The following is a 26769-nucleotide window of genomic DNA, read 5'->3' on the forward strand; positions in this document are numbered from 1 at the left end:
AAAATCAAGGTAGGACATGAAACCCGGTTACAAAACCATTTACGAGCAGTATCGCCACAGCATCACCAGCGGATTGCTGAAACCGGGTGATAAAGTGCCGTCGGTGCGCGTGCTGGCAAGCGAATTAGGGGTTGCGCGTAAAACAGTGGAGACGGCGTGGGCAATACTGGTCGGTGAAGGTTATCTGGTAAGCCAGGGCGCACGTGGTACACGGGTTAATCCGGACTTGTCACTCGGCGGTGAGAAAAAAAACCTGCCGACAGCGCAAAACGGTGATCTCCCCCTCAGTATGGCGGAGACGCTCCGCGATCAATCGGGCTTTTTGCGCCTTGGCATTCCGTCGCTGGATGCCTTTCCCTACAAGAAATGGCTGCTGCTGAGCGGCAAGGCGGTGCGATCAATGCAGCCGGTGGAAATGACCAATCCGCCGTTGATGGGCTATGCGCCGTTGCGTGAAGCGATTGCCCATTACGTCAATATTTCGCGTGGGCTTTCCTGCTCAGCGGATCAGATATTTATCACTAGCGGGTATAACCATAACCTGCGATTGATTCTCAGCGCACTGGGCAAACCCGACGACAAAGTGCTGTTTGAAGATCCCGGCTACTATTTCGGTCAGCAAACCCTTAAGCGTATTGCCAGCAATCTGCACTTTGCGCCAGTGGATAACCACGGGTTGAAGGTTGATTACATACAACAGTATCACCGCGATGCGCGCTTTGTTTTTGTGACACCGTCACATCAAAGCCCACTTGCTGTCACCCTTTCACTGCCGCGTAAACAGCAATTACTGGACTGGGCGCAGCAGAATGAAAGCTGGATTATCGAAGATGATTACGACGGCGAATTTCACTATACCCGCAAGGTCCTGCCTGCCTTAAAAAGCCTCGATACGCAGGATCGGGTGATTTATTTGGGCACATTCAGTAAAACGGTGATGCCTGCACTGCGCATCAGTTATCTGGTGATGCCGCGCGCTTGCGTGGCGCAGTTTCGCGAAACCGGGGAACTGACGGAAAGCGGCCAGCCCGTGCTGACACAAAAAATCCTCGCCGCATTTATGGGGGAAGGCAACTTTTTCCGCCACCTGAAAAAAATGCGCACGCTCTACTCGCAACGCAGAAAAACCATGCTGGCTGCGCTGGAGCAGGTTTATCCAGGGATGTTTAACATTGAAGTGAGCGACGGCGGAATGCACATCATTGCGTTGTTGCGCACCAGCACACAGGACGTCCGACTGGCGCAAATCTGGCAGCAACACCAGTTGCAGGTCAGCCCACTCTCCCGGTGGTATAACCAGAACCCTAAGCGCTACGGTTTAATTATGGGTTATACGAATGTGCGATCGGCGCAAGAAGCGGTCGCGCTATTACAGCGCCCGGCGCAGGAAACGCGGGCGCTGCTCAGCGTTGAATAACGATCATGGAAGGCAACTGACGAGGGAGAGATCCCACGCTGTTGCCAGAAGAGATAAGCTGATAACCAGTGTCACCGCTAACGAAACCGTTTTATCTGACATTTCCATCGCATGTCCCTCTGTATGGTGGTATCGCCATTTAACAGGGCAGATCTTAATGATTTCTTACTCTCTCAGAAAAAGTTTAGGTTAGTTGATAGTTTTTGCCTGGTGTCATTTTGTGCGGAAGCACATCGGCATCGTTCATTTGCAACAAATCGATCTCAATGGCATTGCAGATGGCATCCAGCGGCAGATCGTTATCCTCTTCACCAAACGGGTCTTCCAACTCCTCCGCCAGCGTATCAAGCGAGATAAAGGTGTAGGAGATCAGCACCGAGACAAACGGCGTCATAAAGTGCAAATCCACCACCAGCGCAAACGGCAACATGATGCAAAACAGGTAAACCGTACGATGCAGAATCAGTGAATAAGCAAACGGCAGCGGTGTGGTAAAAATGCGTTCACACCCGGAAAGCACTGCGGACATGTCATGTAAACGCTGCGTGATGCTGTGGAACAGAATGTCTGACAAGGTGCCCTTCGCCCGGCGCTCCCCCAACCACTCCGCCATTAATAACAGAATGCGGTTAGCTGGCGAATGGGCATTGAGCACCGTCCGGAGTTCCTGCCCGCTCAGATAGTTTGCCAGCACTTCACCCTGGGGCTTACGGCGCAATGTCATACGCAGACAATGCGCAAAGGCAATTTGCAAGCGGATAAAATGCGCCACGCCGTCGTCATCCGGCAGCGTGGTTTTCACTTCTCGCAGCAACGAACGCGAGGCGATCATCAGTTGTCCCCATAACAATCGTGCTTCGCTATAGCGGGCAAAGCAGGCGTTGTTACGAAAACCAAGGAAGATGGCAATCGCCACGCCAAGGATACTGAACGGCGCGACAGTCAGTTTGATACCCAGCGAGGTATACCAAGGGAGCATCCAGATCACGGCGATAGAGAGCAGGAAGTTCATCACCAGTCGGGAGGTAATTTTCGGCAGCACCGAACCGTGCCAGACGAAAAGACGCGTAAGCCAGTGTTGTTCAGGTCGGACAATCATGTTGAGTCGTATGCAAAGAGAGAGCTGCACTATTAAACGTGATCGCCATCACGGTTGCAAGGATGCTAATGAATTGTGACAAAGCGACATGCCAGACGAAGATGGCTGGCACAGAAGTCACTGAAACCTGTTATACAACTATTCAAAAGTATGTTGTAACTAATGATGATAAAACCCGTCAGGGACGCTAACGTAGCCGGTCAGAAAGCATAAAAAAACCCGACCGGAGTCGGGTTCGCGTTTATCTGCATGCTGCGTTCAGGATCAGCACAACGGCTTCACGGCTTCACGCATGCCTTGCAGCAGTATGGCATCCAGATCCAGCGACACTTGCTCAACCAGACCGGCGACTTTCGTCAGATCCTGTTCCCAATGGTCGCTCACCGACAGAACCGCTTTAACCAGCTCGCTGGTGCTGATCTGGCGATCGCCATGCTGGCTCCACAGTTGCTGATAACGCGCAATCCAGTGCGCATCATCCTGCACCGGATAAGCCTGTCCGTTACGCTCGCCACGATAGAAAGCAATCAGCGCCGCCAGCGCAAACGTCAGGCGTGCTGGCAGTTTACCGGTGGCTTTCTGCCCTGCCAGCAGTTGCGGCAGAATACGGGTACGGAACTTGGTCATACCGTTGAGCGCAATGGAGAGCAACTGGTGTTTGATGTACGGGTTACGGAAGCGCCCCGTTACCGCGCTGGCGAACGATTCCAGCTCATCGCGCGGCAGATCCAGCACCGGGATTATCTCCTGGTAAATCGCTTTCTCTACAAACGCGCAAATTTCCGTGTCGTTCATCGCCTCGCCAACAGTGTCCAGCCCTGCCTGATAGGCCACCGGCACCAGCGCAGTGTGCGCACCGTTGAGGATCGCCACTTTACGCTCTTTGTACGGTTTAATATCGTCGACAATCAGCACGTTCAGTGGGAATTTGTCGAGGCGCAGTTCAGACGCCAGCGTTTTCGGCCCCTGGATCACAAACAGATAAAAGTGTTCCGCCGTGTCGAGGAAGCTATCCTGATAGCCCAGTTCCGCTTCCAGTTTCGCCACTTCATCACGCGGATAACCGGTTACGATACGGTCCACCAGCGTGGAGCAGAAGGCGTTCGCGTTATCCAGCCACTGAATAAATTCAGCACCCAGCGCCCACTCTTGCGCATAACGCAGTACCAGTTCGCGTAACGCGTCGCCATTATAATCAATCAGTTCACACGGAATGATCACCCAGCCTTTGTCGACTGCGCCAGAAAAATGGCTGAAACGTTCGAACAGCAGACGGGTCAGTTTCGCCGGATAACTCACCGCAGGCGCATCGTCGAATTTGTCCCCGGCATGATAGCTGATGCCCGCTTCCGTGGTGTTAGAGAATACAAAGCGGATGTCCGGGTTGTGCGCCAGTTTCAGAAACTCGTCATACTGCGCATACACGCTGATTTCGCGGTTCACGGAGCGGATCACGCGGGCATCACTCACCGCTTCACCCTGCTCGTTCAGACCACGAATGATGGTGGTGTAAAGGCCATCCTGAGTACTCAGGGACGGCGGGAAATCACTCTGGATCGGGCGAACAACCACCACACCGGCGTTGAGGTCGGTGTGCTCGTTCAGCAGATCGATTTGCCAGTCGACAAAAGCGCGCAAAAAATTCCCTTCGCCGAACTGAATAATACGCTCAGGGTATTCAGCGCCGGGAAAGTTGCGACGGTTTAATGTGTTCACAGTGGGTTCCTTTTTTGATTAGTCATACAACCTGGGAAGATTGGTGTAATAACTTACCAGACTTTTAGACCATGAAACCCTGTTTTGATCAAAATGGGACTGCTTAGTGGAGACAATTATAAAAGCGTGTAAAAAAATGTCGTTGCTGTCACATTTCTCTGCGACATCAGTGCATAGCGCGGGCTCTCCCCGGCGCGCAGCCAGCTGCATTGCAAGAGAGAAAGGCAATGCGCTCCTCGCGCGTGGTGCTGACCACCACGCCTGATCAGAAACAGAAGGATTTTTCCCGCAAGAGTGTGGGCATAAGCGAAAGGTCACCGCCAGAGAGGGCGTGAAGAGGATAAGCGGTCATTTTTCTTCCTTATAAAAACAACCACTATCTGATTTACATGAAATTAACACGCGTCGCCGCAACAGGTTTAACTTAAGGTTTAGCGTGCACGGCTATTCTGTTGCTTCATCGCGTACATTTTTTTATCCGCATCCTTCATCCACGGATGCAACTCACCGCTGCCGTCATGATCGAACTCGCTCAGCCCCCAGGAAAACGCCAGCTTCCAGGGTTTACCAGAAGAGAGATTCCAGGCTTCAACCTGTTCAACCAGATGCTGCATGGCGATCCAGGCCCCCTGCTCATCGGTGTCGGAAAAGATAATCGCAAACTCATCACCACCGTAGCGCACTTGCAGATCGGCTTCGCGCAAGCTGGCCGCCATGACCGACGCCATTGATTTTAGCGCTTCATCCCCTTCCGCATGCCCCCAGGTGTCGTTGATCGCTTTAAAGTTATCGAGATCGATCCACGCCAGCGTTAACGGCTCCGCACGGCGGCGTGCGCCAAAAATAGCGAACTTCGCCAGGCTGTCAAACCCACGACGATTAAACAGCCCTGTCAGTTCATCGGTGGTGGCCGCGCTCATTACCGCGAACTCATCTTCAACAATCATGGCGAAATCTTTCAGGCTGTCGAACTCCGTGTCGCTGAAGCGGCGCGGTTGCTTGTCGATCAGACAAAACGATCCCACAACCGCCCCGTCCGGCAAGTGCAATGGATGGCCTGCGTAGAAGCGGATGTGCGCATCCCCCGTTACCAGCGGGTTATCGGCAAAACGTTCATCGCGGGACGCATCTTCGATAATCAAAGGGTCGGCGCATAATATCGCATGACCACAGAAGGAGATGTTGCGTGGCAGGGATTCTTTCGGATAACCCGCCGTGGATTTGAAATGCAGCGTGGTTTCATCGACTAACGTAATCAATGCCCCCGGAACATTAAACATACGTTTTGCCAGACGGGTTAAGCGATCTAACCGGTCGGTAACACCACTCTCCAGGAGTCCCGAATCATGCAATGAGGCAAGACGTTTTTCCTCATTGGCGGGAATAGCAGGTATTTTCATAGAGTGCCTATCTCATCATTCTCAGGCTGTTTTTCGCAATGATATGAAGAAATATATCGTTCAACCTACGATATACAGCATAAAGTTTAGTCTATACCGAGCGATTGTCAGTGCGAGTAAATTTGGTTTTTCCCCAGACGCTTAGCCTGATACAACGCATCATCCGCCGCTTTTAACCATTCACTAACGGTATGCATACCCGGCAAAGCGCTGGCAATGCCTATACTCAGCGTACAGGTAAACGCGTATTCCTGCACGATAGGCATGATCGACGCCTCATTCATAATCTGCGTCGCCACCGCGTGTGCTTCATCAGGCGATGTGTCCGGTAGTAAAACAACAAACTCATCGCCGCCAAGCCGGGCTGGCGTGTCGTTTTTGCGGGAGGCAACATGCAAAATTTTCGACACCGTGACCAGCAACGCATCCCCGACTTTATGACCAAAACGGTCGTTAACCTCTTTAAAATTATCAATATCAATAAACATCAAAGAGGAGTGTCCGGGCGTCGTACGCAGTTTCTCCAGCTCATACTGAATGCGCTTTTCCAATAGCCGCCGGTTGGCGATATCCAGCAGCGGATCCATCATGGCAATGCGTTCAAGCTCGCGACTTTTCATCCGCAGTTTAACGGCAATGCTATCGGTCAGCACACTTAAGGCGAGTAAATAGATAGCAATCAGTGGCAAGGTGGCGAACATTGTCCGCTGCGTCACCACCTGTTCAACAGGCATCCCCTGCGCCAGCCATGTCAGCAGAAAGATCCCTACCATGGTCAGACCGGCTTTGCGCATCAGGATAAAACCGCCCGCCGATAAACGGTCGGTAAGCAGGACCGTGGCGATCACCACAGAAGGGAGCGGATTAACCGCCATCAGCGCGATCCACAAGCCCCCTGCACCTGCATCTATAACCAGGTTTTGATGTTCACTGTTCAGCGGCGAACGGGCGTGACGGGCACGTAAAAATGCGAGGGTCGGCCAAAGAAAAGCGTTCGCAGAGAGCAGGACGATCGTCCATAACGGTCGCTGCAGTTCCTGTAGCACGGAAAGAATAGGGAAAAAACAGAGCAACGTTCCGAGGATACGCATCAGGTACATGCGCCTGACAAAACGTCTGCCAGAGATCCGCTCGTTTTTATTCAAATTATCAGACCCGTTCATGGCGCGCTTTTTTCCCGCTACGTATAGCCAATAATAGTATTGACGTTAAAAATTAGTAGCAAGCAATTTAATAAGTTATCGATATTAACTGCATCAAACATCAGCGGAGTGAATAAAGCCAGGAACTATTGGCCCGACGAAACCTGCGACGGCGCGTCGGCAAAAACAATATCTTTACTGGAGGTTGTACAATTGCGGCCCTGTTTTTTCGAACGGTAGAGATTTTCATCCGCTTCTGCCAGCAGTTCATTGAACATTTCGGTCAACGCCCAGGCTTCCGTCAGACCGCTACTCAAGCCAATGCTGACGGTCAAATGCAGCGTTTGTTGCCGCCACTTGAAGGGGTAATGTTCGATGGAGTGACGCACCTTTTCTGCCAGCGTAAATCCATCATCCGGATCGGCGGTGATCGCCACGACCACAAACTCTTCGCCACCCATTCGCGCCACAATGCCCCGCTCTCCCAGCGCTTCCTGCACTTTCCGGGCAAAAGCGGCCAACACCCGATCGCCGCATTCGTGACCGTAGTTATCATTCACGCTTTTGAAATAATCGATATCCATCAGCATCACCGTCACATGCTTGTCGGCAAAGCGCTTATCATCGTTATTCAGCGCTTCGTACAGCCCTGAACGGGAATAGACGCGGGTCAGGAAATCAAAATCAGCGCGCAGGGAGACTTGGCGGATCAGGCGGTTAATTTTCGCCACGCTCACGGAGACAATCACCGGGCAAATCGCCAGGGTGGCGATGCCCAGACGGGCGGAAAACATGTGTGGCATTTCCATGGGCGATCCCACGAAAATATTGATTGCGCCATTGGCGACGAGCATGATTTCCGCCCCGCCGGTCAGCAATGTCACCAGGCTGGTTAACGGCAGCGGATACACGACCGCGCACCAAATCAACGCCGGTAGTGGGAATGCCAGACTGCCTGCGCCGCCAATCACCACCGACGCCAGCACCGACACTATCACCGCGCCTATAGGCAGCAATTGCTGTGGTTTGAACTGCAACGGTTCACGCGGCCAGCTCATCGTCAGCATGCCCGGCAGAATCAACACACCCGTGGAAAATTGCTCACTGAACCAGTCAGCCAGCAGTTGCAAAAAGCCTTGCCCGTTAATCCCGACCGAGCCGACTGCGCCAAAAAACGCGCACAGCAGTGCGGCAAACATGCAATAACCAAAGAGCCGTAGGGCATTCACCGGTTCCGGGGCTTTGACCATCTGGTTACGTTCCAGGGTGATCAAATGAACCATGGTGATAATAAACACCATATTGGAGAAGTTAATAATCAGCGATGCTGTGCCCCAGGAGGTGGTAATCGCATCATAGGCCAGCATAGCGATGTAGCTAATCAGATAATATTGCCAGCGATGCAGAAAGGCGTAACGCGCAAAAACCCCCGCCATAACCGCATTCAGCGGCCAGAAAAGCGACAACTCTTCCACCAGACGCATCATGGCGCCCAGAAAATAAAATAGCGTTGTCAGTAGGAAAATCACCGCGGCGTTATTCAGCGGTTTCTCTTCCTGGAATGGACGAAAAGGGGTTGAAAATAATGATCGCATCACATCTTAATCCATATCACGCGCACAACACTCTGTTCGATACACAGGGGAAATTCCTATAGCTTAGCATGCTTACCTTGCGCGCTTCCGTTCAGCGCGGTGCATTCATCTGCACGACCAGCCAGTGGTAAATCACATCCACAATATACTGTTGTTGCGTTTCTGTTAATGGATATCCATGTGGAATGTTGTGCCATTTTTCCAGACACCCGCGGCAACAGGTCGCGGTGGCATGCTGGGCGATAAACACCGGATGCCCTCGCATCGGCGTCTGCTTACCGTCATTTTGCGGCTGCGCAGGCGCCAGACGGCGGGCAACAAAATCCGCCGCGTGTGACGCAATCACCTCAGCGCCTTTATCCAGACAATACTGCCGCTCTTTTACGCCAAGGCGAAAGCGGGAACGAAACGCCGAGCGTGACAAGCGGGCGAACAGCGGCGTTAAATCGGCCATCAGTACACCGACCTCCCCAGTTGTTGCGTTAAGGCCTCCAGCACCGCGACACCTGCCAGGGAGTTCCCGGCCTCATCCAGTTCCGGGCTCCAGACCGCAATCGCCATTTCATGCGGCACAATCGCCACAATACCGCCACCGACGCCGGATTTTGCCGGCAGGCCAACCCGCCAGGCGAACTCCCCGGCATTCTGGTACATGCCGCTGGTGGCCATCAGCGCATTCACCTGACGCGCCTGCATCGGCGTAACGATGGGTGAGGAAATGTGCGCAGCGTGCCCCCCCTGCGCCAGAAAGAGGAACGTCTGCGCCAGCTCGACACAGCTCATTTTGAGTGCACAGTAGTGAAAATAGTTTTGCAACACGGTGGAGACATCGTTATGGAAATTACCAAACGACTTCATCAACCAGGCGATGGCGGCATTACGGGCGGAGTGGTCGAATTCAGAGCGGGCGACGGCGCTGTCGTAGGCGATGTCATGCACGCCGGAGAGTTTTCGTACGATTTCCAGCATACGCTGGCGCGGCGCGCTGAGGCGGCTTTGCAGCATATCGCACACCACCAGCGCCCCGGCGTTAATAAAGGGGTTGCGCGGTTTGCCTTGCTCTATTTCCAGTTGCAACAGCGAGTTAAAGGGCTGCCCGGAGGGATCTTTCCCCACGCGCTGCCAAATCTCCTCTTCGGCGTAGTGGTTCATGGCTACCACCAGACTGAGTACCTTAGAAATAGACTGGATAGAAAAACGTTCGTGGGCGTCGCCTGCGTAGAAATGTTCTCCCTGCACCGTACTGATAGCAATGCCCAGCTTATTGCCGCTTACCGAGGCCAGCGCGGGAATATAATCCGCCACTTTGCCCTGACCCAACAGCGGACGTACCTGCGCAAGCACCGCATCCAGTACGCCATTATCCATTGCCGTTGCCACATTCACCCCTTGCTCACAGGCCAAAAACGGCCTGCGAGTATAACAGAGACGAATGAATCGCGTCAGGCTGGCAGGCGAAAACGCGCCACTGCCTGCAGTAACTGATGAGAGTCATGATGCAGTTGTTCAGAGGCTTGCGTCGCCGTCGATACCAGTTCCCCCGTGCGCCGGGCGACCGTATTCAGGGCATGCAAACGCCGGGTCATCAGATGGATACTCTCCCCCTGGCTCAGTGTCGCGGCGGAGATCTCATTGAGTACGCCGCTTAAGTGTCCCACCAGCCCGGTCACTTTTTGCAGGTTGCTTTCAAGGCGGCTCACCGCCTGCGTACCGTCAGTGATCCCTTGCAGGGAGTGATTAATCAACTGCTGAATAGTTTGCGTTGAGTGGCTACTCTTCCGCGCCAGCAGCCCCACTTCTTTCGCCACTACCGCAAAGCCGCGCCCGTGATTCCCCGCATGAGCCGCTTCAATGGCCGCATTCAGCGCCAGAATATTGGTCTGGAATGCGACGCCATCAATCATATCGACAATGTTGCGCATCTCAGCCGATCGTTCGACGATCTCGCGCATCGACTGGTTAACCGTATCCATCATGCGATCGCCACCTGCGGCGATTTTTTGCGCCTCATCCGCCTGTTGACGGGCCTGCTGGGCGAAGCCAGTGCTGCCTTCAACGTGGGACTCCAGTGTGGCGATATGTTCGGTCACATCCGTCAGTTCCTGCGCTTGTTTCGTCGACTGCTGATAAAGCGACTGATTACCTTCCGCGAGGTGGCTGATGGTGTTCACCATGGAAGCGGTTGCGTCACTGACCTGCATCACCAGTTGTTGCAGTCCAAGCTGCATGCTGTGAATGCTCAGGCTAAGCTGCTCAACCTCGCGGTTAAAACGTGGCACCGGCGGCAGCGCCGTTCCCAGATCGCCCGCAGCCAGAATATTGATATGCGCAATCAGCCGACGCAGTGGTGTGATCACCCAGCGCGACATGGCAAACCATACCAACACCGCAATCACCAGCAGCAGTACTGGCACCAGCACAAAGACATGTTGTAGCTGCCCAAGGTTGGACAGTAACGCCTGACGACCGGTTTCCGCACGGCTTTCGCTGGCCTGCTGGAAACGGGCATAGTTGTCATTAAAGTCTGCCTGGAAGGCCTGGGCTGGCACCGCAAAGAAAGCATCGATCGATTGGGTTTTCACCAGCCCATCCGCCTGCTCTTTCAGCGCGCCGTAAAACAGCTGATAACTGTTGAGTAAACCGTCGTCTTTCGGCGGATCCAGTGCCAGCCAGGCTTGCCAGGCCTTTTGCGACGCCTCCAGTGCGCTGTGGGTTTCATCCATCAGACTGCGCCAGCTTCCTTCGGAGCCGGTTTCTTTGTCCTGCATAAACCAGACGCCCGCGCGATTAAGCAGATCGCTTGCCGTCAGCAACGCCACGCGGGCTTCATCCACGCGAACCTGTTGCAGGTGTGCCTGCTGGTTTAACTGTTCATTGTGCTGTGCTTCGCGTAACGACGCGGAAAGGAGAAATGAGGAGGCGATTTGCAGCGCGGAGAACAGACCAATGATGCAGAAAATACCGGCTAACAAACCAAACTGCTGAGGCGTAACACGCCGAACAATACGGCGAAAAATTTGCATTAAGTTCATGATATTCTTCTATAACCACAACGTTGCCGTGAGTCTACAAAAGGATCATGACACCCCCATGACAGCGAGGCGTGGCGCGCCCCACCGGGGCGCGCATACGGTTACAAACGATCTTTCCATACGGTCTGGATATTGCAAAACTCATGCAAACCAAAGTGCGACAGCTCACGGCCAAAACCGCTTTTCTTCACACCACCAAACGCCACGCGGGCGTCGCTGGCGCTGTAGCCGTTAATAAACACGCCGCCGCACTCCAGGTGTTTGGCAAACCACTCAGCCTGCGCATCATCGGCGGTAAAAACAGTGGCAGACAGACCGAAATCACTGTCATTAGCCAGCGCCAGCGCATGCTCAGCATCACGAGCAAGGGTGATAGCGGCAACCGGGCCAAACAGCTCCTGGCGGAATGCGGTCATCTCCGGCGTCACGCCAGCCAGTACCGTCGCCGGGTAGTAGTTGCCCGCCCCCGGAACCTTTTCCCCACCGAGCAGCAGTGTGGCCCCTTGCTGAATGCTGGCCTGCACCTGCGCATGCAGCTCATCACGTAGATCAAAACGTGCCATCGGCCCCAGATAGTGCTCTTCGTTGTCCGGTGCCCCCTGTTTTAGCGCGGCTGCGGCAGCAACAAATTTGTCGGTAAACGCCTGCGCAATGCCGGATTCAACAATAAAACGTTTCGCAGCGGCGCAGACCTGTCCGGTATTTTGATAACGCCCGGCGACAGCCGCTTTCACTGCCAGATCAACGTCGGCGTCGTTCAGCACAATAAAGGGATCAGAACCGCCCAATTCCAGTACGCATTTTTTCAGCGCCGCCCCCGCCTGTGCGCCAATGGCTGCGCCCGCGCGTACGCTGCCGGTCACCGTAACGGCGGCAATACGCGGGTCATTGATGGCCTGACTGACGCCATCGTTGGTGGCGTTCACCCAGCCAAACACTCCGTGCGGGATCCCGGCGCGGGTGAAAATCTCACCCAACAGCGCCGCGCATCCCAGCACATTAGGCGCATGTTTCAGTAAATAACTGTTACCTGCCAGCAGGATGGGCACCGCGCCGCGCATCACCTGCCACACCGGAAAATTCCACGGCATCACCGCCAGAATCGCCCCCAACGGCCGGTATTCAATGGTGGCCCGGTTATGCTCAACCTGAGTCGGCTCGCTGCCAAGCATTGCCGGACCGTTATCCGCATACCAGTCGCACAGGCTGGCGGATTTGTTCACCTCGGCCCGTGCCTGCAGGATCGGTTTCCCCATCTCCTGGCTGATCCGTTGCGCCATCTCTTCGCCACGTTCACGTAGCACCGCGCCGACATCGCGCAGTTTTTGCGCACGCCCCGCCACGCTGAGCACACGCCACTGGCGATAGCCGTTAGCCGCCTGTTCGAGGGCCGCGTCCACGTCTGAGGGGCTGGCCCACGGTGTGGCGCTCAAGGTTTCCCCGGTGGCCGGGTTGATGGAAATAGCATGGGTTGTCGCGGTGATAGACATACGGGTCTCCCTTAAAAGTAGTCAGGACTTGCATCAGAGTGGCGGAATTTGTTATTTCTGAAAACTGAATAATATTAACGACACTGTTCACAAAGAGAGAATGGTATGGATTTAACCCAGCTTGAGATGTTTAACGCCGTGGCGCAGACCGGCAGTATTACCCAGGCGGCGCAGAAGGTGCATCGCGTGCCCTCCAATCTCACGACCCGCATTCGCCAGCTGGAGTCCGATCTCGGCGTCGATCTGTTTATCCGCGAAAACCAGCGCCTGCGTCTCTCCCCGGCAGGGCACAGTTTCTTGCGTTACAGCCAGCAGATCCTGGCGCTGGTGGATGAAGCCCGCATGGTGGTTGCCGGTGACGAACCGCAAGGGCTGTTCTCGTTGGGCGCGCTGGAAAGCACCGCAGCGGTGCGCATTCCCGCCACGCTGGCGCAGTACAACCAGCGTTATCCGCGTATCCAGTTTGATCTGTCCACCGGGCCTTCCGGCACCATGATTGACGGCGTGATGGAAGGAAAACTGAGCGCTGCTTTCGTCGACGGCCCGATCATGCACCCGGGCCTGGAAGGGATCCCGGTTTACCGTGAAGAGATGATGATTGTCGCGCCGCACGGTCACGAGCGAATTGAGCGCGCGTCGCAGGTCAATGGCGCCAGCATCTACGCCTTTCGCGCTAACTGCTCCTACCGCCGCCATTTTGAGAGCTGGTTTAACGCCGATCGCGCTACGCCCGGAAAAATTCACGAGATGGAGTCCTACCACGGCATGCTGGCCTGTGTGATCGCCGGGGCCGGACTGGCGCTGATCCCCCGCAGTATGCTGGAAAGTATGCCCGGTCATCACCAGGTGGAAGCCTGGCCGCTGGCGGAAAACTGGCGCTGGCTGACCACCTGGCTGGTATGGCGTCGTGGTGCGAAAACCCGTCATCTGGAGGCATTTATTGAACTGTTGCAGTAACGTTAACGCCCGGTGTCGGTTTATTGCATGGCAAAACGCAGGTCGGCGATAAGCGTTTTTTCCATAAAAATACTCAAGGGATCGTCGACATAGGGCGCAAAAGCGCGGCAGGTCTGGTAACCGCAACGCTCATACAACTTCACCGCCGCCAGCTGCCTGATCCCGGTCTCCAGACGCAACGTATGGCAAAAACGGGCAGCCGCCTCCTGCTCCAGCTCGGCAATCAGTATTTCACCCAGTCGTTGCCCGCGATGCCGGGGATCGATAAACACCCGTTTCATCTCGCCGCTGCCATCGCCGTTCAGCACCACCGCGCCGCACCCCACGGTCGCCCCCTCGGTGTGCCGGATTTTTCTCAGGATCAGCTTTTGCGCAGGTAAAGCGGCCAAATCAAGCAGATGGTTACTCTCCGCCGGATAGAGCGCACGCTGATAGCGATCCCGTTCGTCAATCAGTGCAATCACATCCGGCTGGGCGGCAGTGGCATCGTTAATACTGTACATGAGGCACTCCTTATTGTTACTCCCTTGTTAAATTAGCCAGCCAGACCCGCACCCACGTCATACGATTAACCTATAGATGATACAGGCCGTTGCACAGCCGGGATGACAGACGGTACCTTACGCGCAGAACTAACCCTGATAACGGAACCAGAATGAATACGAAAGCCCGTAAGGTGATGATTATTGGTACTGGCAATGTGGGGGCGTCCGCCGCCTACGCCCTGCTGAACCAGACCATTTGCGAGGAGTTGATCCTCGTGGATTTGGACCAACAGCGCGTGGAAGGCCACGCTCAGGATCTGTCGGATGCCGCTGCGTATATGCCGGGCATGATGACCATCTCAACGCGCCCGGTTGAAGCATGCGCGGATGTCGATATTGCGGTGATCACCGTCTCCGGTGGTCCGTTAAAACCTGGCCAGACGCGACTCGACGAACTGACCAACACCGCGCGGATCGTGCAAAAAATTGTACCGGCCATGATGGCAAACGGTTTCAACGGCATTTTCCTTGTTGCCACCAATCCCTGCGACATCATTACCTGGCAGGTGTGGAAACTCTCCGGCCTACCGCGCAACCAGGTGATTGGTACTGGCGTCTGGCTTGATACGACTCGTCTGCGCCGTGCGCTGGCGCAGTCACTGGAAATTGGCGCACAGAGTATCGATGCGTTTATTCTCGGTGAACACGGCGATACCCAGTTTCCGGTGTGGTCGCATTCATCGGTCTACGGTTCGCCCATTGCCGAGGTCTACCGGCGCAAAACTGGCCAGACGCTGGATGTCGATGCACTGGCGGAAAAAGTTCGCCGCCACGGTTTTGAGATTTATGCCCGTAAAGGCTGCACCGAGTATGGTATTGCCGGCACCATTGCCGAGATTTGCCGTAATATTTTCACCGGCAGCCACCGCGCGCTGGCGATCTCTTGCATTCTCGACGGTGAGTATGGCGTGAAAAATGTCGCGATCGGGGTCCCTGCTGTGCTGGCGCAAAACGGTGTACAGCAGATTATTGAGTTACAACTGCGGGATGACGAAGTGGCGAAATTCAACCACTCCGTCGGGGTTATCCAGGCCAATATTGCCCGTCTGCCCTGACGTGCGCGGTTAACCGGCAATGGTTAACCGCCCGGGCAGAGACTCAAGCTGCTGGCGGATATCCGCACTGAGTTGCGCATCGGTGATGATATCCGTCAGCGAATCCAGGTTCGCCACGTTAAACAATGACCACGCGCCATATTTGCTGCTGTCCGCCAGCAGGATCCGCCGTTTGGCGTTAGCGATCAGATCGTGCTTAAGCGCGGCTTTCTCTTCCGTTGGCGCAGTGATCCCGCGTTCCAGTTCCCAACCGTTACAGCTGACAAACGCCAGATCCGGCCAGATGTTTTGCAGCAGCTTGCGCCCATGCTCGCCAATGCAGGACTGGCTGGAATCATCAATACGCCCGCCGATAATCGTCACTTCAATCTGTTTAAATTCCGACAGAAACAGCGCAATGTGCAAATCGCTGGTGATCACCCGCAGCGGCAGGTGCGTGAGCTGGCGAGCCAGCTCAATCATCGTGGTGCCCGCATCCAGTACAATCGCATCCCCGGCTTTCACCAGTGAGGCAGCAGCACAGGCAATGGCGTGTTTTTCCGCCAGATTACGCTGCATTTTTTCGCTGGTCGTCGGCTGCGAGGGGATAAACCGGTTCAACGTTACACCGCCGTGGGTGCGACTGATCACCCCTTCCTGATCAAGCTTGATCAGATCGCGGCGAATGGTGGCAGGTGAAGCATCCGTCGCCGCGACCAGTTGATCCACCGTCACCAGATTATGCCCTTTCAGGTAATCCATAATCTGCTCTAACCGGTTATATCCCTTCATATTATTCCCGTGTAATTTGCATTGCTAACTGGATGGATACCGCCATGCTTTCGGCTTTGGCTATACCACGCCAGGCGATATCAAATGCGGTGCCGTGATCCGCCGAGGTACGGATAAACGGTAGCCCGGCGGTGATATTAACGCCATCGTAAAAGCCCAGCAATTTTAATGGAATATGCCCCTGATCGTGGTACATCGCCACCACCATGTCATACATCCCTTCGTGACACTGCATAAACACCGTATCAGGCGGGCACGGCCCGGTCACATTTACCCCTTCGGCTTTCATCGCCTCAACCGCCGGGCCAACGATAGTGATCTCTTCATCGCCAAACAATCCGTTTTCGCCCGCATGCGGGTTGACCCCCGCCACCGCAATCCGCGGATTGTCATAGCCGACGCGTTTCAGGAACGTATCAGCAATACGCACCACCGTTTTCACGCGATCCTGATTCAGGGTGTCGAGGAATTTACGCAGGGCGATATGCGTCGTGATATGAATCACTTTCAGTTTATCGGTGTAGAGCACCATCCCGTAATCTTTGCTGCCAGTCAGTTGCGCCAGCAGTTCGGTGTGACCCGGATAGTGATGCCCGGCCAGATACAGGGCCTCTTTGTTCAGTGGCGCGGTGGCAATGGCTTTCACGTCCCCGCTCATCGCCAGTTCGGTGGCGCGTTTAATGCAGCGATAAGCCAGATCCCCGGCCTGTGCCTGCACCACGCCGGGTTGCAGGGCTTCGACATCTGCCAGCGGTTCATCAATCACGTTGATAACGCCCGGCGCAAAACGCGCATCAGCAACGCGTTCAATTATCCGCAGTTCCGCGCGCGGGGTGATATTCAACCCGAGGATACGCTGAAACGTGCGCGCACACCCGACCACCACCACCGGCGAACCGGTTAACTCTCCTTCGACCAGCGATTTGATAATGATCTCCGGGCCAATACCCGCCGGGTCGCCCATCGTTACAGCAATGATATTAGTCACTCGATTTCTCCTCGATAAAATGCAAAACCTTAAGCAAGGTAGTTTCGTCACCAAAGCCACCTGCTTTGGTCATCACCGGTCGTTGCCACAGACAACCTGAAAAGTATCCCCACGGTACGCAGCCTGCCGCCCGTCCGCGGATGCTAAAACCTTTCGCCCCCAGCGCATGGGCCGCAGCAACCGCCACATCGCCACCGGAAAGATAGAGCGCGTCCGGTTGCGCTTCGCGCAACACATCCCGTGTCAACGCACCTAAAAACGCGCAAATACGCTCACCCAGTTCACTGCGGCTTACGCCCTGCTGTTCACACAGTGCGGCAATCTGGTGACGCGCCTGCGTATCCGGGCAGGTGTGCACCAGACAGTGACGGCCGCTGACCAGGATGCGGACAATACGTTGCCGGTACTCTGCTGCAGCCGGGGTGAACAACGTGTTGATATCAATAAACACCTGCTCGGTGCGGGGATGTTTTGCCGCCCACGCCAGCTGCTGTTGAGCGATTTCGCTCATCGACCCCACCACCGCCAGTACCGTGCGCGGAACACACGGGTTCAGCCGACGTGCCAGCGCATCGCACAGCCCTGCGGAACCCACCAGCAGCGGGCGCGACGTCGCCGATTCGGCCCCGGCAACAATCTCATCCAGTTCGGCATCGCTTTGTGCATCCACCACCAGTAGCAGGGGCGCACTCGCTGATGCGGTCGCCAGCGCCGCTGCCACATCAGCGGCATGCAGGTAACGGATTTCCGCGCGGCTGTGCGCCGCCAGCAAGGTACCGATGTCGGCGCTGGTCACTGGCGTCTTTGGATCGCTGGCGAACTCGGTGTCTGTCAGTAATTGCCCGTGAACAAAGCACTGCCCGTTGCGCGTGATGCGCCCCGCGGTCGGAAAAGCCGGCGCGATAATCGCTGCGGGAGCCTTGCAGGCCTGCAACATGGCGGCGACTTCCGCCCCCACGTTGCCGCGTAGCGTGGAGTCGATCTTCTTAACCAGCCACTGCGGCGCGCCGTGCGCGACAATCTTTTGCGTCAGCGCAGTAACCCGCTGTGCGGCATCGCTGGCGGTCAACGCCCGGCTATCGCTGTTATAAATGCGGGCCTGCGCTGTGCTGACGTAGTTCGCGCTTAACGCCACATCCACCGTCATTCCGCACTGCGCCAGGCTGACACCCGCGTCATTCGCGCCGGTAAAGTCATCAGCGAGGATGGCTATCTGTTTATCCGAGGTTGGATCGTTCATCCCTTCTCCGGGTCATTATGGACTGGATATGATTATATTCAATCATGATTGATTATATGTGAGCAAGATCAACTTATTCAGTTTGCGAATAAATTATAAATTTAGGCCATGTAGTGACGGTGATTGACAAGTAATGATTGAACTCAATCACCATAACAGAGACAGGAGAAGGTTGTGGTAACGATTAATAGCACCCTGATAAGTGGCGCAGGCGCGATCCCGGCGATAGCGCCGTTACTTGCAGGTAAAGAGAAAATCTTACTGGTCAGCGACGGCAACATTATAAAGCTTACGCCGACACAGCAGATCCGCGCCCTGCTGACGGCCAACGGTGCAGCTCTGCAACTGATTGATAATGTGCCGCCCGAACCGAGCCATCATGACGTTGCCAACATCCTGCAAGGGCTGGGCGATAGCACATTTGATCTGGTGGTCGGTATTGGCGGTGGCAGCGTGCTGGATGTCGCCAAGCTGTTATCCGTTCTCTGCCATCCCGCCTCCCCGGGCTTGTCTGCGCTGCTGAAAGGCGACAAACCCACGGCGCGCGTGACGTCGCTGTTGATCCCTGCCACCGCCGGTACTGGCTCGGAAGCCACGCCTAACGCGATTCTGGCGATCCCGGAGCAGGACATCAAAATCGGCATTATCTCCCCGGTGATGTTACCGGATTACGTCGCCTTACTGCCGGAACTGACCACCAGCATGCCTGCGCATATCGCCTCGTCGACCGGCATCGATGCGCTGTGCCATCTGATTGAGTGCTTCACCGCCACCATTGCCAACCCGGTCAGCGATAACGTGGCGCTGATGGGCCTGCGCAAACTGCTGCGCAATATCGAAACCGCCGTCAATGAACCGCACAATCTGACTGCCCGGCTGGAGATGCTGTGGGCCTCATATTACGGCGGCGCGGCCATCGCTCATGCCGGTACACATCTGGTACACGCACTCTCTTACCCGCTTGGCGGCAAATACCATCTGCCGCACGGTGTGGCGAACGCTATTTTGCTGGCACCGTGCATGAAAGTGGTGCGTCCACACGCGGTAGAGAAATTTGCCCTGGTCTGGGATCTGGTTCCCGGCGCCGACACCACGCTGAGCAACGAACAGAAATCGCTGGCGCTGGTGGAGTGGTTCGCTGCGCTGGTTAAGCGCTTGAATCTGCCGGACAACCTCGAAGCACTCGGTGTCCCCCGTGAAGATATCCCGGTGCTGAGCGACGCCGCGCTGAATGTTAAGCGTCTGATGAACAACGCCCCCTGCACCCTGGATCACGCACAGGTGCAGGCCATCTATCAGACATTGTTTTAACTGTTTTTAACCGTCTGTCGGCCCGGTAAGCGCTGCGCCACCGGGAATAAACAGCGAATCAGGGATACGTTATGAACAAGCACATTAGCGGCGTGTTGACCGCCATTGTCACACCTTTCGACGCCAACGGGGACGTTAACCCGCACGCGCTTAGACAACAAATCAACCGCCAGCTTGAGGCCGGTAATGGCATTTTTTGCGGCGGCACCAACGGGGAATTTTTCGTGCTGAACGAGCAGGAAAAGGTCGCGGTTACCGCCACTTGCGTTGATGAAGTAGCCGGACGTTCGCCGGTGGTGGCGCACATCGGCGAAATCTCCACCCGTGAAACCCTTCGTCTGGGGCGGCAAATCGAGAAACTGGGTGTGGATGCGGTATCGGTCATCACGCCCTATTTCGTGCCACTGAAACAAGATGAGCTGATTAACCACTACACCGCCATCGCCGACGCATTAAACGTGCCGGTATTTCTCTACAACATTCCGGCACGTACCGGCAACACACTCGAACCCCAGACCGTTCGTGCGCTGGCGGAACATCCGAACATTATCGGTATCAAGGACAGCGCCGGAAGCTATGAAAGCCTCAGCGGTTTCCTGAATGCAGTGAAAGATATCGAAGGTTTCGATGTTCTGAACGGCCCGGACTCGTTAATCCATCAGGGATTTGTAGACGGCTGCTCTGCCTGCATTTCCGGGCTGGCAAACGTTGCACCGCAGGCCATTAACACCATCTGGTCACGTTTCCAGGCGGGCGACATTGCAGGTTCACGCAGTGCGCAAGAGAGCGTCACCGGGTTACGTACCGATCTGTATAACGTGGCCTTCTCGCCGGCCGCCGTGAAAAAAGCATTGCAAATCATGGGTTATGACGTTGGTGAAAGTCGTTACGCTGTCACGTTTAACCCACAGCAACTTCAACAGATCCGCCAGATAGTGACGCAGTACCTTCACTAACGGCGGTGTCATTCGTCATAAGAAAACCGGGCGCATACCGCGCCCCGGATTCACACGCCCTGAAGAGAGGCAAAGATGAACACCTTTACATCTCAAGATACCCTGATCATTGTTGGCATTGTGGTGGCTTATATTCTGTTCACCACCTGGTTAACCTTCCGCTTGCGCAGTAAAAACAGCGGCGATTTTATGGAGGGGTCGCGTGCGATGCCCGCCTTTATCGTCGGCATTCTGCTGATGTCTGAGTATATTGGCGCGAAATCGACCGTCGGCACCGCGCAAGCGGCGTTCGAAGACGGCTTTGCCGCTTCCTGGTCGGTGATTGGCGCAGCCATTGGTTTCCCGCTGTTTGGTCTGCTGCTGGTTAAACGCATCTATAACACCGGCAAAATTACTATCTCCGGGGCGATTGCCGAAAAATATGGCAACAGCACCAAAAACATCATCTCGATTATTATGATTTACGCCCTGCTGCTGGTGAACGTCGGCAACTACGTAAGCGGCGCGGCGGCGATCTCAACCGTACTGAAAGTGAATCTGCCGATCGCCGCCTTTATTACCGCTATCGTCAGCACCTTCTACTTCGCCTTTGGCGGTATGAAAGGCGTGGCATGGGTGACATTGCTGCACAGCGCGCTCAAATATTTCGGTATTCTGGCGATCATGGGTTTTGCCTTGTCGAAGACCGGCGGTTTTACGCCAATGATTGAAAACATGCCGAAATACTACTGGACCTGGGACGGTAATTTCGGGGCCAGCACCATTTTTGCCTGGTTGATTGGCACCATTGGCTCCATCTTTTGTACCCAGTTTGTGATCCAGGCAATTTGCTCGACCAAAGATGTTCAGAGCGCCAAACGTTCCACCTGGGTCGCCTTCTTCTTCTGCCTGCCGATTGCACTGGCGATTGCGGTCATTGGCGTCGCGGCAAAATACCTGCACCCGGAAATCAACAGCCTGTATGCCATGCCGATTTTCCTGCAGGATATGAACCCGTGGGTGGCAGGACTCGTGACAACGTCACTTGTCGCCTCTATTTTTGTGAGCGTCAGTACCGTGGCGCTGGCAATTGCGTCGCTGGTAGTAAAAGATTTCTACGTGCCTTATCGCAAACCGACGCAAGAGCAAGAATTTAAAGCCACACGCTGGTTGTCGCTGCTGATTGGCTTCCTGCCGCTGATTTTTGTGCTGTTTGTTCCGGAAGTCCTGAAACTCTCCTTCTTTACCCGCGCCATCCGCCTCTCGATTTCGGTGGTGGCGGTGATTGCCTTCTATGCGCCGTTCTTTAAGAGCACCCGTGGTGCTAATGCCGGTTTGATTGGTGCCTGTGTGGTGACCTCGATCTGGTATCTGCTGGGCGATCCGTTTGGCATTAACAATATGTATGTTGCGCTGATCACTCCGGCGGTGATCATGGTGCTCGACCGCCTGATCCCTAACAAAGCGGTTCCCAAAGCCGTCAGCAACGCGCATACCCCTGTTCGAAACAATGGAGTTTGATATGTCTGTGACTGTAAAACGCGATGGGGTGTTACGCCCACTTCCGCAGGACGCTCGCGTCACCACGGCCATGCTGCCGTCATCCTGCCCGCAAAACCATGCGGCGAACATTCTGCCGCTGCCCAATGGCGACATACTGTGCGTCTGGTTTGGTGGCACACAGGAAGGAATTGCGGATATCTCCGTATGGAGCTCACGTCTGGCATCCGGCGCGCAGCAGTGGAGCGATGCGGTAAAACTGTCGGACGATCCGTCACGCTCCGAACAAAACCCGGTCTTATTCCTTGCCCCGGATAATGTGCTGTGGCTGTTGTGGACGGCGCAAATTTCCGGTAACCAGGATACGGCTATCGTGCGCTACCGCCAGTCTGTAGATTTTGGCACCAGTTGGGGCGAGATCGGTACGCTGCTGGATCAACCTGGCACCTTTATCCGCCAGCCTATTACCGTGCTGGATAACGGCAACTGGTTGCTGCCGGTGTTTTATTGCCGCACGCAACCGGGCGAAAAATGGGTGGGTAACGACGACATCAGCGCCGTCAAAATCTCCGCCGATCAGGGGAAAAGCTGGCGTGACGTTGTCGTACCGGAAAGCCTCGGCTGCGTACATATGAACATCACCACCCTGGCAAGTGGAACACTGGTGGCGCTGTTCCGTAGCCGCTGGGCAGATAATATCTATTACAGCCAGTCTACCGATGGCGGTGAAAGCTGGTCGGTACCGGAACCTACGGTATTGCCGAACAATAACTCGTCCATTCAGGTCACCACGCTTGACGATGGCATGCTGGCGCTGGTGTTTAACGCGATGAGTGCGGCGGGCGCAACAGAACGACGCGCATCGCTGTATGATGAGATCGATGATGGTGACGGACGCAAAGAACCCACGGTGACCGGCGGACGCAGTGCCTTTTGGGGCGCGCCGCGCGCGCCGATGACGGTGGCGATTTCACCCGACGGCGGGAAAAGCTGGCCGTGGCAGCGTAATCTCGACGAGGGCGACGGTTACTGCATGACCAACAATTCACAGGAAAAACTCAACCGCGAGTTCTCCTACCCGAGCATTAAACAAGGTGCTGATGGCAATCTGCATATCGCCTATACCTACTTCCGCCAGGCGATTAAATATGTGCGCGTCTCCCCGACGTGGGTGAAGGAGTTGCCATGATCCTCGGAAACCTTAACGCCCTGCCGCTGGCCGGGCTTCCCGCCGGGCTTAGGGCAATCCTTGATTTACCCCAGTGCTCACTGGCGGCACTTCAGGCGCACGATGACGGGCGCCTGCAACCGGAAAACGCAGCCTGGTATTGCAATATTGGCCCGGCGAATACCCGACCGCAGGCTGAGCGCCACACGGAATACCACCATCAGTGGGCGGACATTCAGGTAGTACTGTCAGGCGAAGAGACCATTCACGCGGGCACGCAGTATGCGCCGAAAAGCACAGATGAAGAGCGGAAACCGGATCTGTTTATTGCCACCCAAGCGCAATTACCAGTGCGTGTGACGCTGCGCGCCGGTGATTTTGCCGTGTTCCTGCCAGGCGAACCGCATCAGGCATTGTGCGCGGTTGACCAACCGATGACCGTGCGTAAAGCGGTGTTCAAAGTGCCGCGCACACTACTGGAGGAATAAGATGTCGATTGCTGTCGTCACCGGCGCCAGTTCCGGTATTGGCGAAGCCATTGTCAGCTGGCTGCTTGATCACGGCTGGCAGGTGGTCGGGCTTTCGCGTTCGCCGGTTCAGCGGAATACCACGGCCTTTCGCAGTTTGCAGGTCGATTTAAGCGATGACGCCGCTTTTCGCCGGGCGCTCAACGGGCTTGAAACGCCGCAGGCGGTGATCCATGCCGCTGGCATGATGGCCGCCGCACCGCTTGGCGAACTGGATGCCGCTGCCAGCCAGCGTTTGTGGCGGCTGCATGTGCAGGCCGCAGAAACGCTGGCCAACCATTTTGCTCCCCAGATGCAGGCAGGCGGGCGGATTGTGGTGATTGGCAGCCGTACATCACGCGGCGCAGCCGGGCGTTCACAGTATGTGGCCACCAAAGCAGCGCTGGTGGGCATGGTACGAAGCTGGGCGGCAGAACTGGCACCGCGCGGCATTACCGCCAATGTGGTCGCGCCCGGCGCAACGCAAACCCCGATGCTGAGCGCACCAGGACGGGAAAGCTCGCCGCCAAACGTGCCGCCCATTGGGCGTCTGATCACACCGCAGGAAGTGGCAGCGCTGGTAGGGTTTGTGTTGTCAGCCGATGCCGCAGCCATCACCGGCCAGGAACTGGTGATCTGCGGTGGCGCATCGTTGAAGTGAGCATGTACCGGGTATGGTTGTCGGCAAGGTGTCATCACCATCCAACGACATGCCCGGCATTACCCCCCCGTAACATCACGCAGAAACACTTTCCCCATCAGGTACAATGTTGCCTGGCCGCCAATCAGCACGCGATCGCCCCGCCACTCGCAGCGCAGATCCCCGCCCCGGGCAGAAACCTGCCGCGCCTGCATCACCTGTTTGCCCTGTTTTTCACCCCAGTACGGGATCAGCATGCTATGGGCCGAGCCGGTGACCGGGTCTTCCGGTACGGATTCGCCAGGGCAGAAGAAGCGGCTGACAAAATCCACCGACTCACCCGGCGCGGTCACGCAGACCATTTTCCCCAATGGGACCATACCGGCGATATCCGGTTGCAGGGCTTCGACTTGCGCCTGGTTTTCCAACACCACCAGATAGTCACGCCCAACGCGCACCTCTTTCGCCGCTGCGATACCGAGCGTGGTCAACAGTAGCGCGGGCGGATTCGCCACCGCTTCCGTCGACCATGCCGGGAAGTCGAGCGTTAACCAGTCGCCATTGCGCGTCACTTTCAGCTCCCCGACGAAACGGGTGGTGAAGCGGATCGCGGTATCCGGGTAATCGAGATATTCAAAAATCACATGTGCAGCAGCGAGCGTGGCATGCCCGCAGAGGTTAATTTCAGATTGCGTGGTAAACCAGCGCAGCTCAAAGCCGCTGTCGTTACGCACAAAAAACGCGGTTTCAGACTGATTATGCTGCTGCGCCATCTTCAGCAGTACCTCATCCGGTAGCCACTCGGTCAGTGGGCAAACGGCGGCGGCATTGCCGCCAAAGGTGCGATCGCTGAAAGCGTCTACCATATAGAAGTCGATTGTTTGCATAGCAGTTCCTCTTTATTGTTCTCTGTTTTTGAACGCTATTAGATCCCGATGCAATGGGTATTTTCCATCTCGCCACAAAATGAGATCTGCATCACAAATTGTTTGTATTTTCGCCAGCAAAAGCCTTAAGATCACGCCCTCTCCCTTTTCCATCACCTGGCTAAACATTTTTATGACAACGAATACGGTTTCACGAAAAGTCGCGTGGCTACGGGTGGTAACGCTTGCCGTTGCCGCTTTTATTTTTAACACCACCGAATTCGTCCCCGTTGGGCTGCTGTCAGACATTGCGCAAAGCTTCGACATGGAGACCGCGCAGGTGGGGATCATGTTGACCATTTACGCATGGGTGGTGGCGTTGATGTCGCTGCCATTTATGCTGCTGACCAGCCAGATTGAACGCCGTAAGCTGTTGATTGGCTTATTTGTGCTGTTTATTGCCAGCCATGTTCTCTCCTTCCTGGCATGGAATTTCGAGGCGCTGGTACTGAGCCGCATCGGTATTGCCTTCGCACATGCCATTTTCTGGTCGATCACTGCGTCACTGGCTATTCGCCTCGCCCCGGCGGGCAAACGGGCGCAGGCGTTAAGCCTGATCGCCACCGGCACCGCGCTGGCCATGGTGCTGGGGCTGCCAATTGGTCGCGTGGTCGGGCAATATTTCGGCTGGCGCACCACCTTTTTTGCCATCGGCCTGGGCGCATTAATTACGCTGGTCTGCCTGGTCAAACTGCTGCCAAAACTGCCAAGTGAACATTCCGGCTCACTGAAAAGCCTGCCGCTGCTGTTCCGTCGCCCGGCATTGATGTGCATTTATCTGCTGACCGTGGTCGTGGTCACTGCCCATTATACGGCGTACAGCTATATCGAGCCGTTTGTGCAGAACGTTGCGGGCTTTAGCGCCAACTTCGCTACGGTGCTGTTGTTGCTGCTTGGCGGCGCGGGGATCATTGGTAGCGTACTGTTTGGTAAACTCGGCAATCAGCATGCATCCGGGCTGATCAGTGGCGCTATTGCGATGCTGGTTGCCTCACTGGTGCTGATGTTACCGGCATCCGGTAGCGAAATACATCTGGCGGTACTGAGCATTTTCTGGGGTATCGCCATCATGGTTATCGGGCTGGGTATGCAGGTCAAAGTGCTGGCGCTGGCCCCGGATGCCACTGACGTAGCGATGTCGCTCTTTTCCGGCATTTTCAATATCGGCATCGGCGCCGGCGCGCTGGTGGGGAATCAGATAAGCCTGCACTGGTCGATGGACGCCATCGGCTATGCCGGGGCGATCCCGGCGGTTGCCGCGCTGGTGTGGTCCGTATTGATTTTCCGCCGCTGGCCGGTAAAACTGGAAGAACAGACCAGCCCCAGTCACTCGTAA

Annotated in this window: 24 protein-coding genes; 10 read left to right on the plus strand and 14 right to left on the minus strand. The window is 55.6% G+C overall.

The window, feature by feature from the left end:
• The first annotated feature begins 16 nt into the window (after nucleotides 1–16).
• Nucleotides 17–1417 (plus strand): PLP-dependent aminotransferase family protein, encoded by a 1401-nt coding sequence (locus ABGA49_RS01355; protein WP_347665019.1) that lies wholly within the window; start codon nucleotides 17–19, stop codon nucleotides 1415–1417.
• A 184-nt stretch (nucleotides 1418–1601) separates the two neighbouring features.
• On the opposite strand, the gene ABGA49_RS01360 is transcribed toward ABGA49_RS01355, so the two are convergent.
• From ABGA49_RS01360 to sad, 9 genes are all read right to left on the minus strand, one after another.
• Entirely contained in the window at nucleotides 1602–2516 is a 915-nt protein-coding gene (locus tag ABGA49_RS01360; RefSeq protein WP_061495682.1) for a bestrophin family ion channel, read from the minus strand.
• Between the two features lie 264 nt (nucleotides 2517–2780).
• Entirely contained in the window at nucleotides 2781–4232 is a 1452-nt protein-coding gene (locus tag ABGA49_RS01365; RefSeq protein ID WP_061495680.1) for a tagaturonate reductase, read from the minus strand.
• A gap of 431 nt (nucleotides 4233–4663) precedes the next feature.
• Nucleotides 4664–5632 carry a sensor domain-containing diguanylate cyclase gene (locus ABGA49_RS01370; RefSeq protein WP_134318216.1) on the minus strand — a complete coding sequence of 323 codons (969 nt, stop codon included), beginning with the start codon at nucleotides 5630–5632 and terminating at the stop codon, nucleotides 4664–4666.
• 107 nt (nucleotides 5633–5739) lie between these two features.
• Nucleotides 5740–6732 carry a diguanylate cyclase gene (locus ABGA49_RS01375; protein ID WP_347665129.1) on the minus strand — a complete coding sequence of 331 codons (993 nt, stop codon included), beginning with the start codon at nucleotides 6730–6732 and terminating at the stop codon, nucleotides 5740–5742.
• 188 nt (nucleotides 6733–6920) lie between these two features.
• Nucleotides 6921–8369 carry a GGDEF domain-containing protein gene (locus ABGA49_RS01380; RefSeq protein WP_088237506.1) on the minus strand — a complete coding sequence of 483 codons (1449 nt, stop codon included), beginning with the start codon at nucleotides 8367–8369 and terminating at the stop codon, nucleotides 6921–6923.
• A gap of 91 nt (nucleotides 8370–8460) precedes the next feature.
• Nucleotides 8461–8823, minus strand: a complete 363-nt coding sequence (locus ABGA49_RS01385; protein ID WP_061495672.1) for a DUF4186 domain-containing protein — start codon at nucleotides 8821–8823, stop codon at nucleotides 8461–8463.
• Nucleotides 8823–9749 (minus strand): glutaminase B, encoded by a 927-nt coding sequence (glsB, locus tag ABGA49_RS01390; protein ID WP_088237505.1) that lies wholly within the window; start codon nucleotides 9747–9749, stop codon nucleotides 8823–8825. The genes ABGA49_RS01385 and glsB overlap by 1 nt, the downstream gene beginning before the upstream one ends.
• Nucleotides 9750–9811: 62 nt before the next feature.
• Nucleotides 9812–11401 carry a methyl-accepting chemotaxis protein gene (locus ABGA49_RS01395; RefSeq protein ID WP_061495669.1) on the minus strand — a complete coding sequence of 530 codons (1590 nt, stop codon included), beginning with the start codon at nucleotides 11399–11401 and terminating at the stop codon, nucleotides 9812–9814.
• Between the two features lie 101 nt (nucleotides 11402–11502).
• Nucleotides 11503–12891, minus strand: coding sequence for a succinate-semialdehyde dehydrogenase (sad, locus tag ABGA49_RS01400; RefSeq protein ID WP_347665020.1), 1389 nt, complete (start codon nucleotides 12889–12891; stop codon nucleotides 11503–11505).
• A 105-nt stretch (nucleotides 12892–12996) separates the two neighbouring features.
• On the opposite strand from sad, the gene ABGA49_RS01405 reads away from it, so the two are divergent.
• Nucleotides 12997–13848, plus strand: coding sequence for a LysR family transcriptional regulator (locus ABGA49_RS01405; protein ID WP_061495665.1), 852 nt, complete (start codon nucleotides 12997–12999; stop codon nucleotides 13846–13848).
• 20 nt (nucleotides 13849–13868) lie between these two features.
• Here the strand turns inward: ABGA49_RS01405 and ABGA49_RS01410 are convergent, their stop codons facing one another.
• Nucleotides 13869–14351: a GNAT family N-acetyltransferase gene (locus ABGA49_RS01410; RefSeq protein WP_347665021.1), complete on the minus strand. Its 483-nt coding sequence runs from the start codon at nucleotides 14349–14351 to the stop codon at nucleotides 13869–13871.
• A 152-nt stretch (nucleotides 14352–14503) separates the two neighbouring features.
• Here ABGA49_RS01410 and ABGA49_RS01415 point away from each other — a divergent pair, with 152 nt between their 5' ends.
• Complete coding sequence (locus tag ABGA49_RS01415) at nucleotides 14504–15448, plus strand: L-lactate dehydrogenase (RefSeq protein ID WP_088237501.1); 945 nt, start codon at nucleotides 14504–14506, stop codon at nucleotides 15446–15448.
• Between the two features lie 9 nt (nucleotides 15449–15457).
• Here ABGA49_RS01415 and ABGA49_RS01420 read toward each other — a convergent pair whose 3' ends face one another.
• The 3 genes from ABGA49_RS01420 to ABGA49_RS01430 are packed head-to-tail and all read right to left on the minus strand — an operon-like array spanning nucleotide 15458 to nucleotide 18447.
• On the minus strand, nucleotides 15458–16219 hold the full coding sequence (locus tag ABGA49_RS01420; protein WP_061495660.1) for a DeoR/GlpR family DNA-binding transcription regulator: 762 nt from the start codon (nucleotides 16217–16219) through the stop codon (nucleotides 15458–15460).
• Nucleotide 16220: 1 nt separating this feature from the next.
• Nucleotides 16221–17207, minus strand: coding sequence for a D-threonate 4-phosphate dehydrogenase (locus ABGA49_RS01425; protein WP_347665022.1), 987 nt, complete (start codon nucleotides 17205–17207; stop codon nucleotides 16221–16223).
• Nucleotides 17200–18447, minus strand: a complete 1248-nt coding sequence (locus tag ABGA49_RS01430) for a four-carbon acid sugar kinase family protein (RefSeq protein WP_134318218.1) — start codon at nucleotides 18445–18447, stop codon at nucleotides 17200–17202. The genes ABGA49_RS01425 and ABGA49_RS01430 overlap by 8 nt, the downstream gene beginning before the upstream one ends.
• 174 nt (nucleotides 18448–18621) lie before the next feature.
• Between ABGA49_RS01430 and ABGA49_RS01435 the strand changes: the two genes are divergently transcribed.
• From ABGA49_RS01435 to ABGA49_RS01460, 6 genes are all read left to right on the plus strand, one after another.
• Complete coding sequence (locus ABGA49_RS01435) at nucleotides 18622–19758, plus strand: iron-containing alcohol dehydrogenase (protein WP_134318219.1); 1137 nt, start codon at nucleotides 18622–18624, stop codon at nucleotides 19756–19758.
• A gap of 71 nt (nucleotides 19759–19829) precedes the next feature.
• On the plus strand, nucleotides 19830–20714 hold the full coding sequence (locus ABGA49_RS01440; protein ID WP_061495651.1) for a dihydrodipicolinate synthase family protein: 885 nt from the start codon (nucleotides 19830–19832) through the stop codon (nucleotides 20712–20714).
• Nucleotides 20715–20789: 75 nt separating this feature from the next.
• Complete coding sequence (locus ABGA49_RS01445) at nucleotides 20790–22214, plus strand: sodium:solute symporter family protein (protein ID WP_061495649.1); 1425 nt, start codon at nucleotides 20790–20792, stop codon at nucleotides 22212–22214.
• Nucleotide 22215: 1 nt separating this feature from the next.
• On the plus strand, nucleotides 22216–23382 hold the full coding sequence (locus ABGA49_RS01450) for an exo-alpha-sialidase (protein WP_134318220.1): 1167 nt from the start codon (nucleotides 22216–22218) through the stop codon (nucleotides 23380–23382).
• Complete coding sequence (locus tag ABGA49_RS01455; protein ID WP_088237495.1) at nucleotides 23379–23849, plus strand: YhcH/YjgK/YiaL family protein; 471 nt, start codon at nucleotides 23379–23381, stop codon at nucleotides 23847–23849. Before ABGA49_RS01450 ends, ABGA49_RS01455 begins: the two co-directional genes overlap by 4 nt.
• 1 nt (nucleotide 23850) lies before the next feature.
• Nucleotides 23851–24528, plus strand: coding sequence for an SDR family oxidoreductase (locus ABGA49_RS01460; RefSeq protein ID WP_347665023.1), 678 nt, complete (start codon nucleotides 23851–23853; stop codon nucleotides 24526–24528).
• Between the two features lie 59 nt (nucleotides 24529–24587).
• Here ABGA49_RS01460 and ABGA49_RS01465 read toward each other — a convergent pair whose 3' ends face one another.
• Nucleotides 24588–25394, minus strand: coding sequence for a PhzF family phenazine biosynthesis protein (locus ABGA49_RS01465; RefSeq protein WP_061495641.1), 807 nt, complete (start codon nucleotides 25392–25394; stop codon nucleotides 24588–24590).
• A gap of 172 nt (nucleotides 25395–25566) precedes the next feature.
• Between ABGA49_RS01465 and ABGA49_RS01470 the strand changes: the two genes are divergently transcribed.
• Nucleotides 25567–26769, plus strand: coding sequence for a sugar transporter (locus ABGA49_RS01470; RefSeq protein WP_347665024.1), 1203 nt, complete (start codon nucleotides 25567–25569; stop codon nucleotides 26767–26769).

Source organism: Kosakonia sp. WA-90, assembly GCF_039871955.1.
In the GTDB taxonomy this organism is placed as follows: Bacteria; Pseudomonadota; Gammaproteobacteria; order Enterobacterales; family Enterobacteriaceae; genus Kosakonia; species Kosakonia oryzendophytica.

Bases quoted from the DNA above. Each gene is read 5' to 3' on its own strand.
- ABGA49_RS01455 (WP_088237495.1), top strand. From the start codon at position 23,379: ATGATCCTCGGAAACCTTAACGCCCTGCCGCTGGCCGGGCTTCCCGCC.
- ABGA49_RS01420 (WP_061495660.1), bottom strand. From the start codon at position 16,219: ATGAAGGGATATAACCGGTTAGAGCAGATTATGGATTACCTGAAAGGG.
- ABGA49_RS01370 (WP_134318216.1), bottom strand. From the start codon at position 5,632: ATGAAAATACCTGCTATTCCCGCCAATGAGGAAAAACGTCTTGCCTCA.
- ABGA49_RS01355 (WP_347665019.1), top strand. From the start codon at position 17: ATGAAACCCGGTTACAAAACCATTTACGAGCAGTATCGCCACAGCATC.
- sad (WP_347665020.1), bottom strand. From the start codon at position 12,891: ATGTCTATCACCGCGACAACCCATGCTATTTCCATCAACCCGGCCACC.
- ABGA49_RS01380 (WP_088237506.1), bottom strand. From the start codon at position 8,369: ATGCGATCATTATTTTCAACCCCTTTTCGTCCATTCCAGGAAGAGAAA.
- ABGA49_RS01410 (WP_347665021.1), bottom strand. From the start codon at position 14,351: ATGTACAGTATTAACGATGCCACTGCCGCCCAGCCGGATGTGATTGCA.
- ABGA49_RS01470 (WP_347665024.1), top strand. From the start codon at position 25,567: ATGACAACGAATACGGTTTCACGAAAAGTCGCGTGGCTACGGGTGGTA.
- ABGA49_RS01360 (WP_061495682.1), bottom strand. From the start codon at position 2,516: ATGATTGTCCGACCTGAACAACACTGGCTTACGCGTCTTTTCGTCTGG.
- ABGA49_RS01465 (WP_061495641.1), bottom strand. From the start codon at position 25,394: ATGCAAACAATCGACTTCTATATGGTAGACGCTTTCAGCGATCGCACC.
- ABGA49_RS01445 (WP_061495649.1), top strand. From the start codon at position 20,790: ATGAACACCTTTACATCTCAAGATACCCTGATCATTGTTGGCATTGTG.
- ABGA49_RS01440 (WP_061495651.1), top strand. From the start codon at position 19,830: ATGAACAAGCACATTAGCGGCGTGTTGACCGCCATTGTCACACCTTTC.
- ABGA49_RS01430 (WP_134318218.1), bottom strand. From the start codon at position 18,447: ATGAACGATCCAACCTCGGATAAACAGATAGCCATCCTCGCTGATGAC.
- ABGA49_RS01395 (WP_061495669.1), bottom strand. From the start codon at position 11,401: ATGAACTTAATGCAAATTTTTCGCCGTATTGTTCGGCGTGTTACGCCT.
- ABGA49_RS01405 (WP_061495665.1), top strand. From the start codon at position 12,997: ATGGATTTAACCCAGCTTGAGATGTTTAACGCCGTGGCGCAGACCGGC.
- ABGA49_RS01450 (WP_134318220.1), top strand. From the start codon at position 22,216: ATGTCTGTGACTGTAAAACGCGATGGGGTGTTACGCCCACTTCCGCAG.
- ABGA49_RS01460 (WP_347665023.1), top strand. From the start codon at position 23,851: ATGTCGATTGCTGTCGTCACCGGCGCCAGTTCCGGTATTGGCGAAGCC.
- ABGA49_RS01385 (WP_061495672.1), bottom strand. From the start codon at position 8,823: ATGGCCGATTTAACGCCGCTGTTCGCCCGCTTGTCACGCTCGGCGTTT.
- ABGA49_RS01375 (WP_347665129.1), bottom strand. From the start codon at position 6,732: ATGTACCTGATGCGTATCCTCGGAACGTTGCTCTGTTTTTTCCCTATT.
- ABGA49_RS01415 (WP_088237501.1), top strand. From the start codon at position 14,504: ATGAATACGAAAGCCCGTAAGGTGATGATTATTGGTACTGGCAATGTG.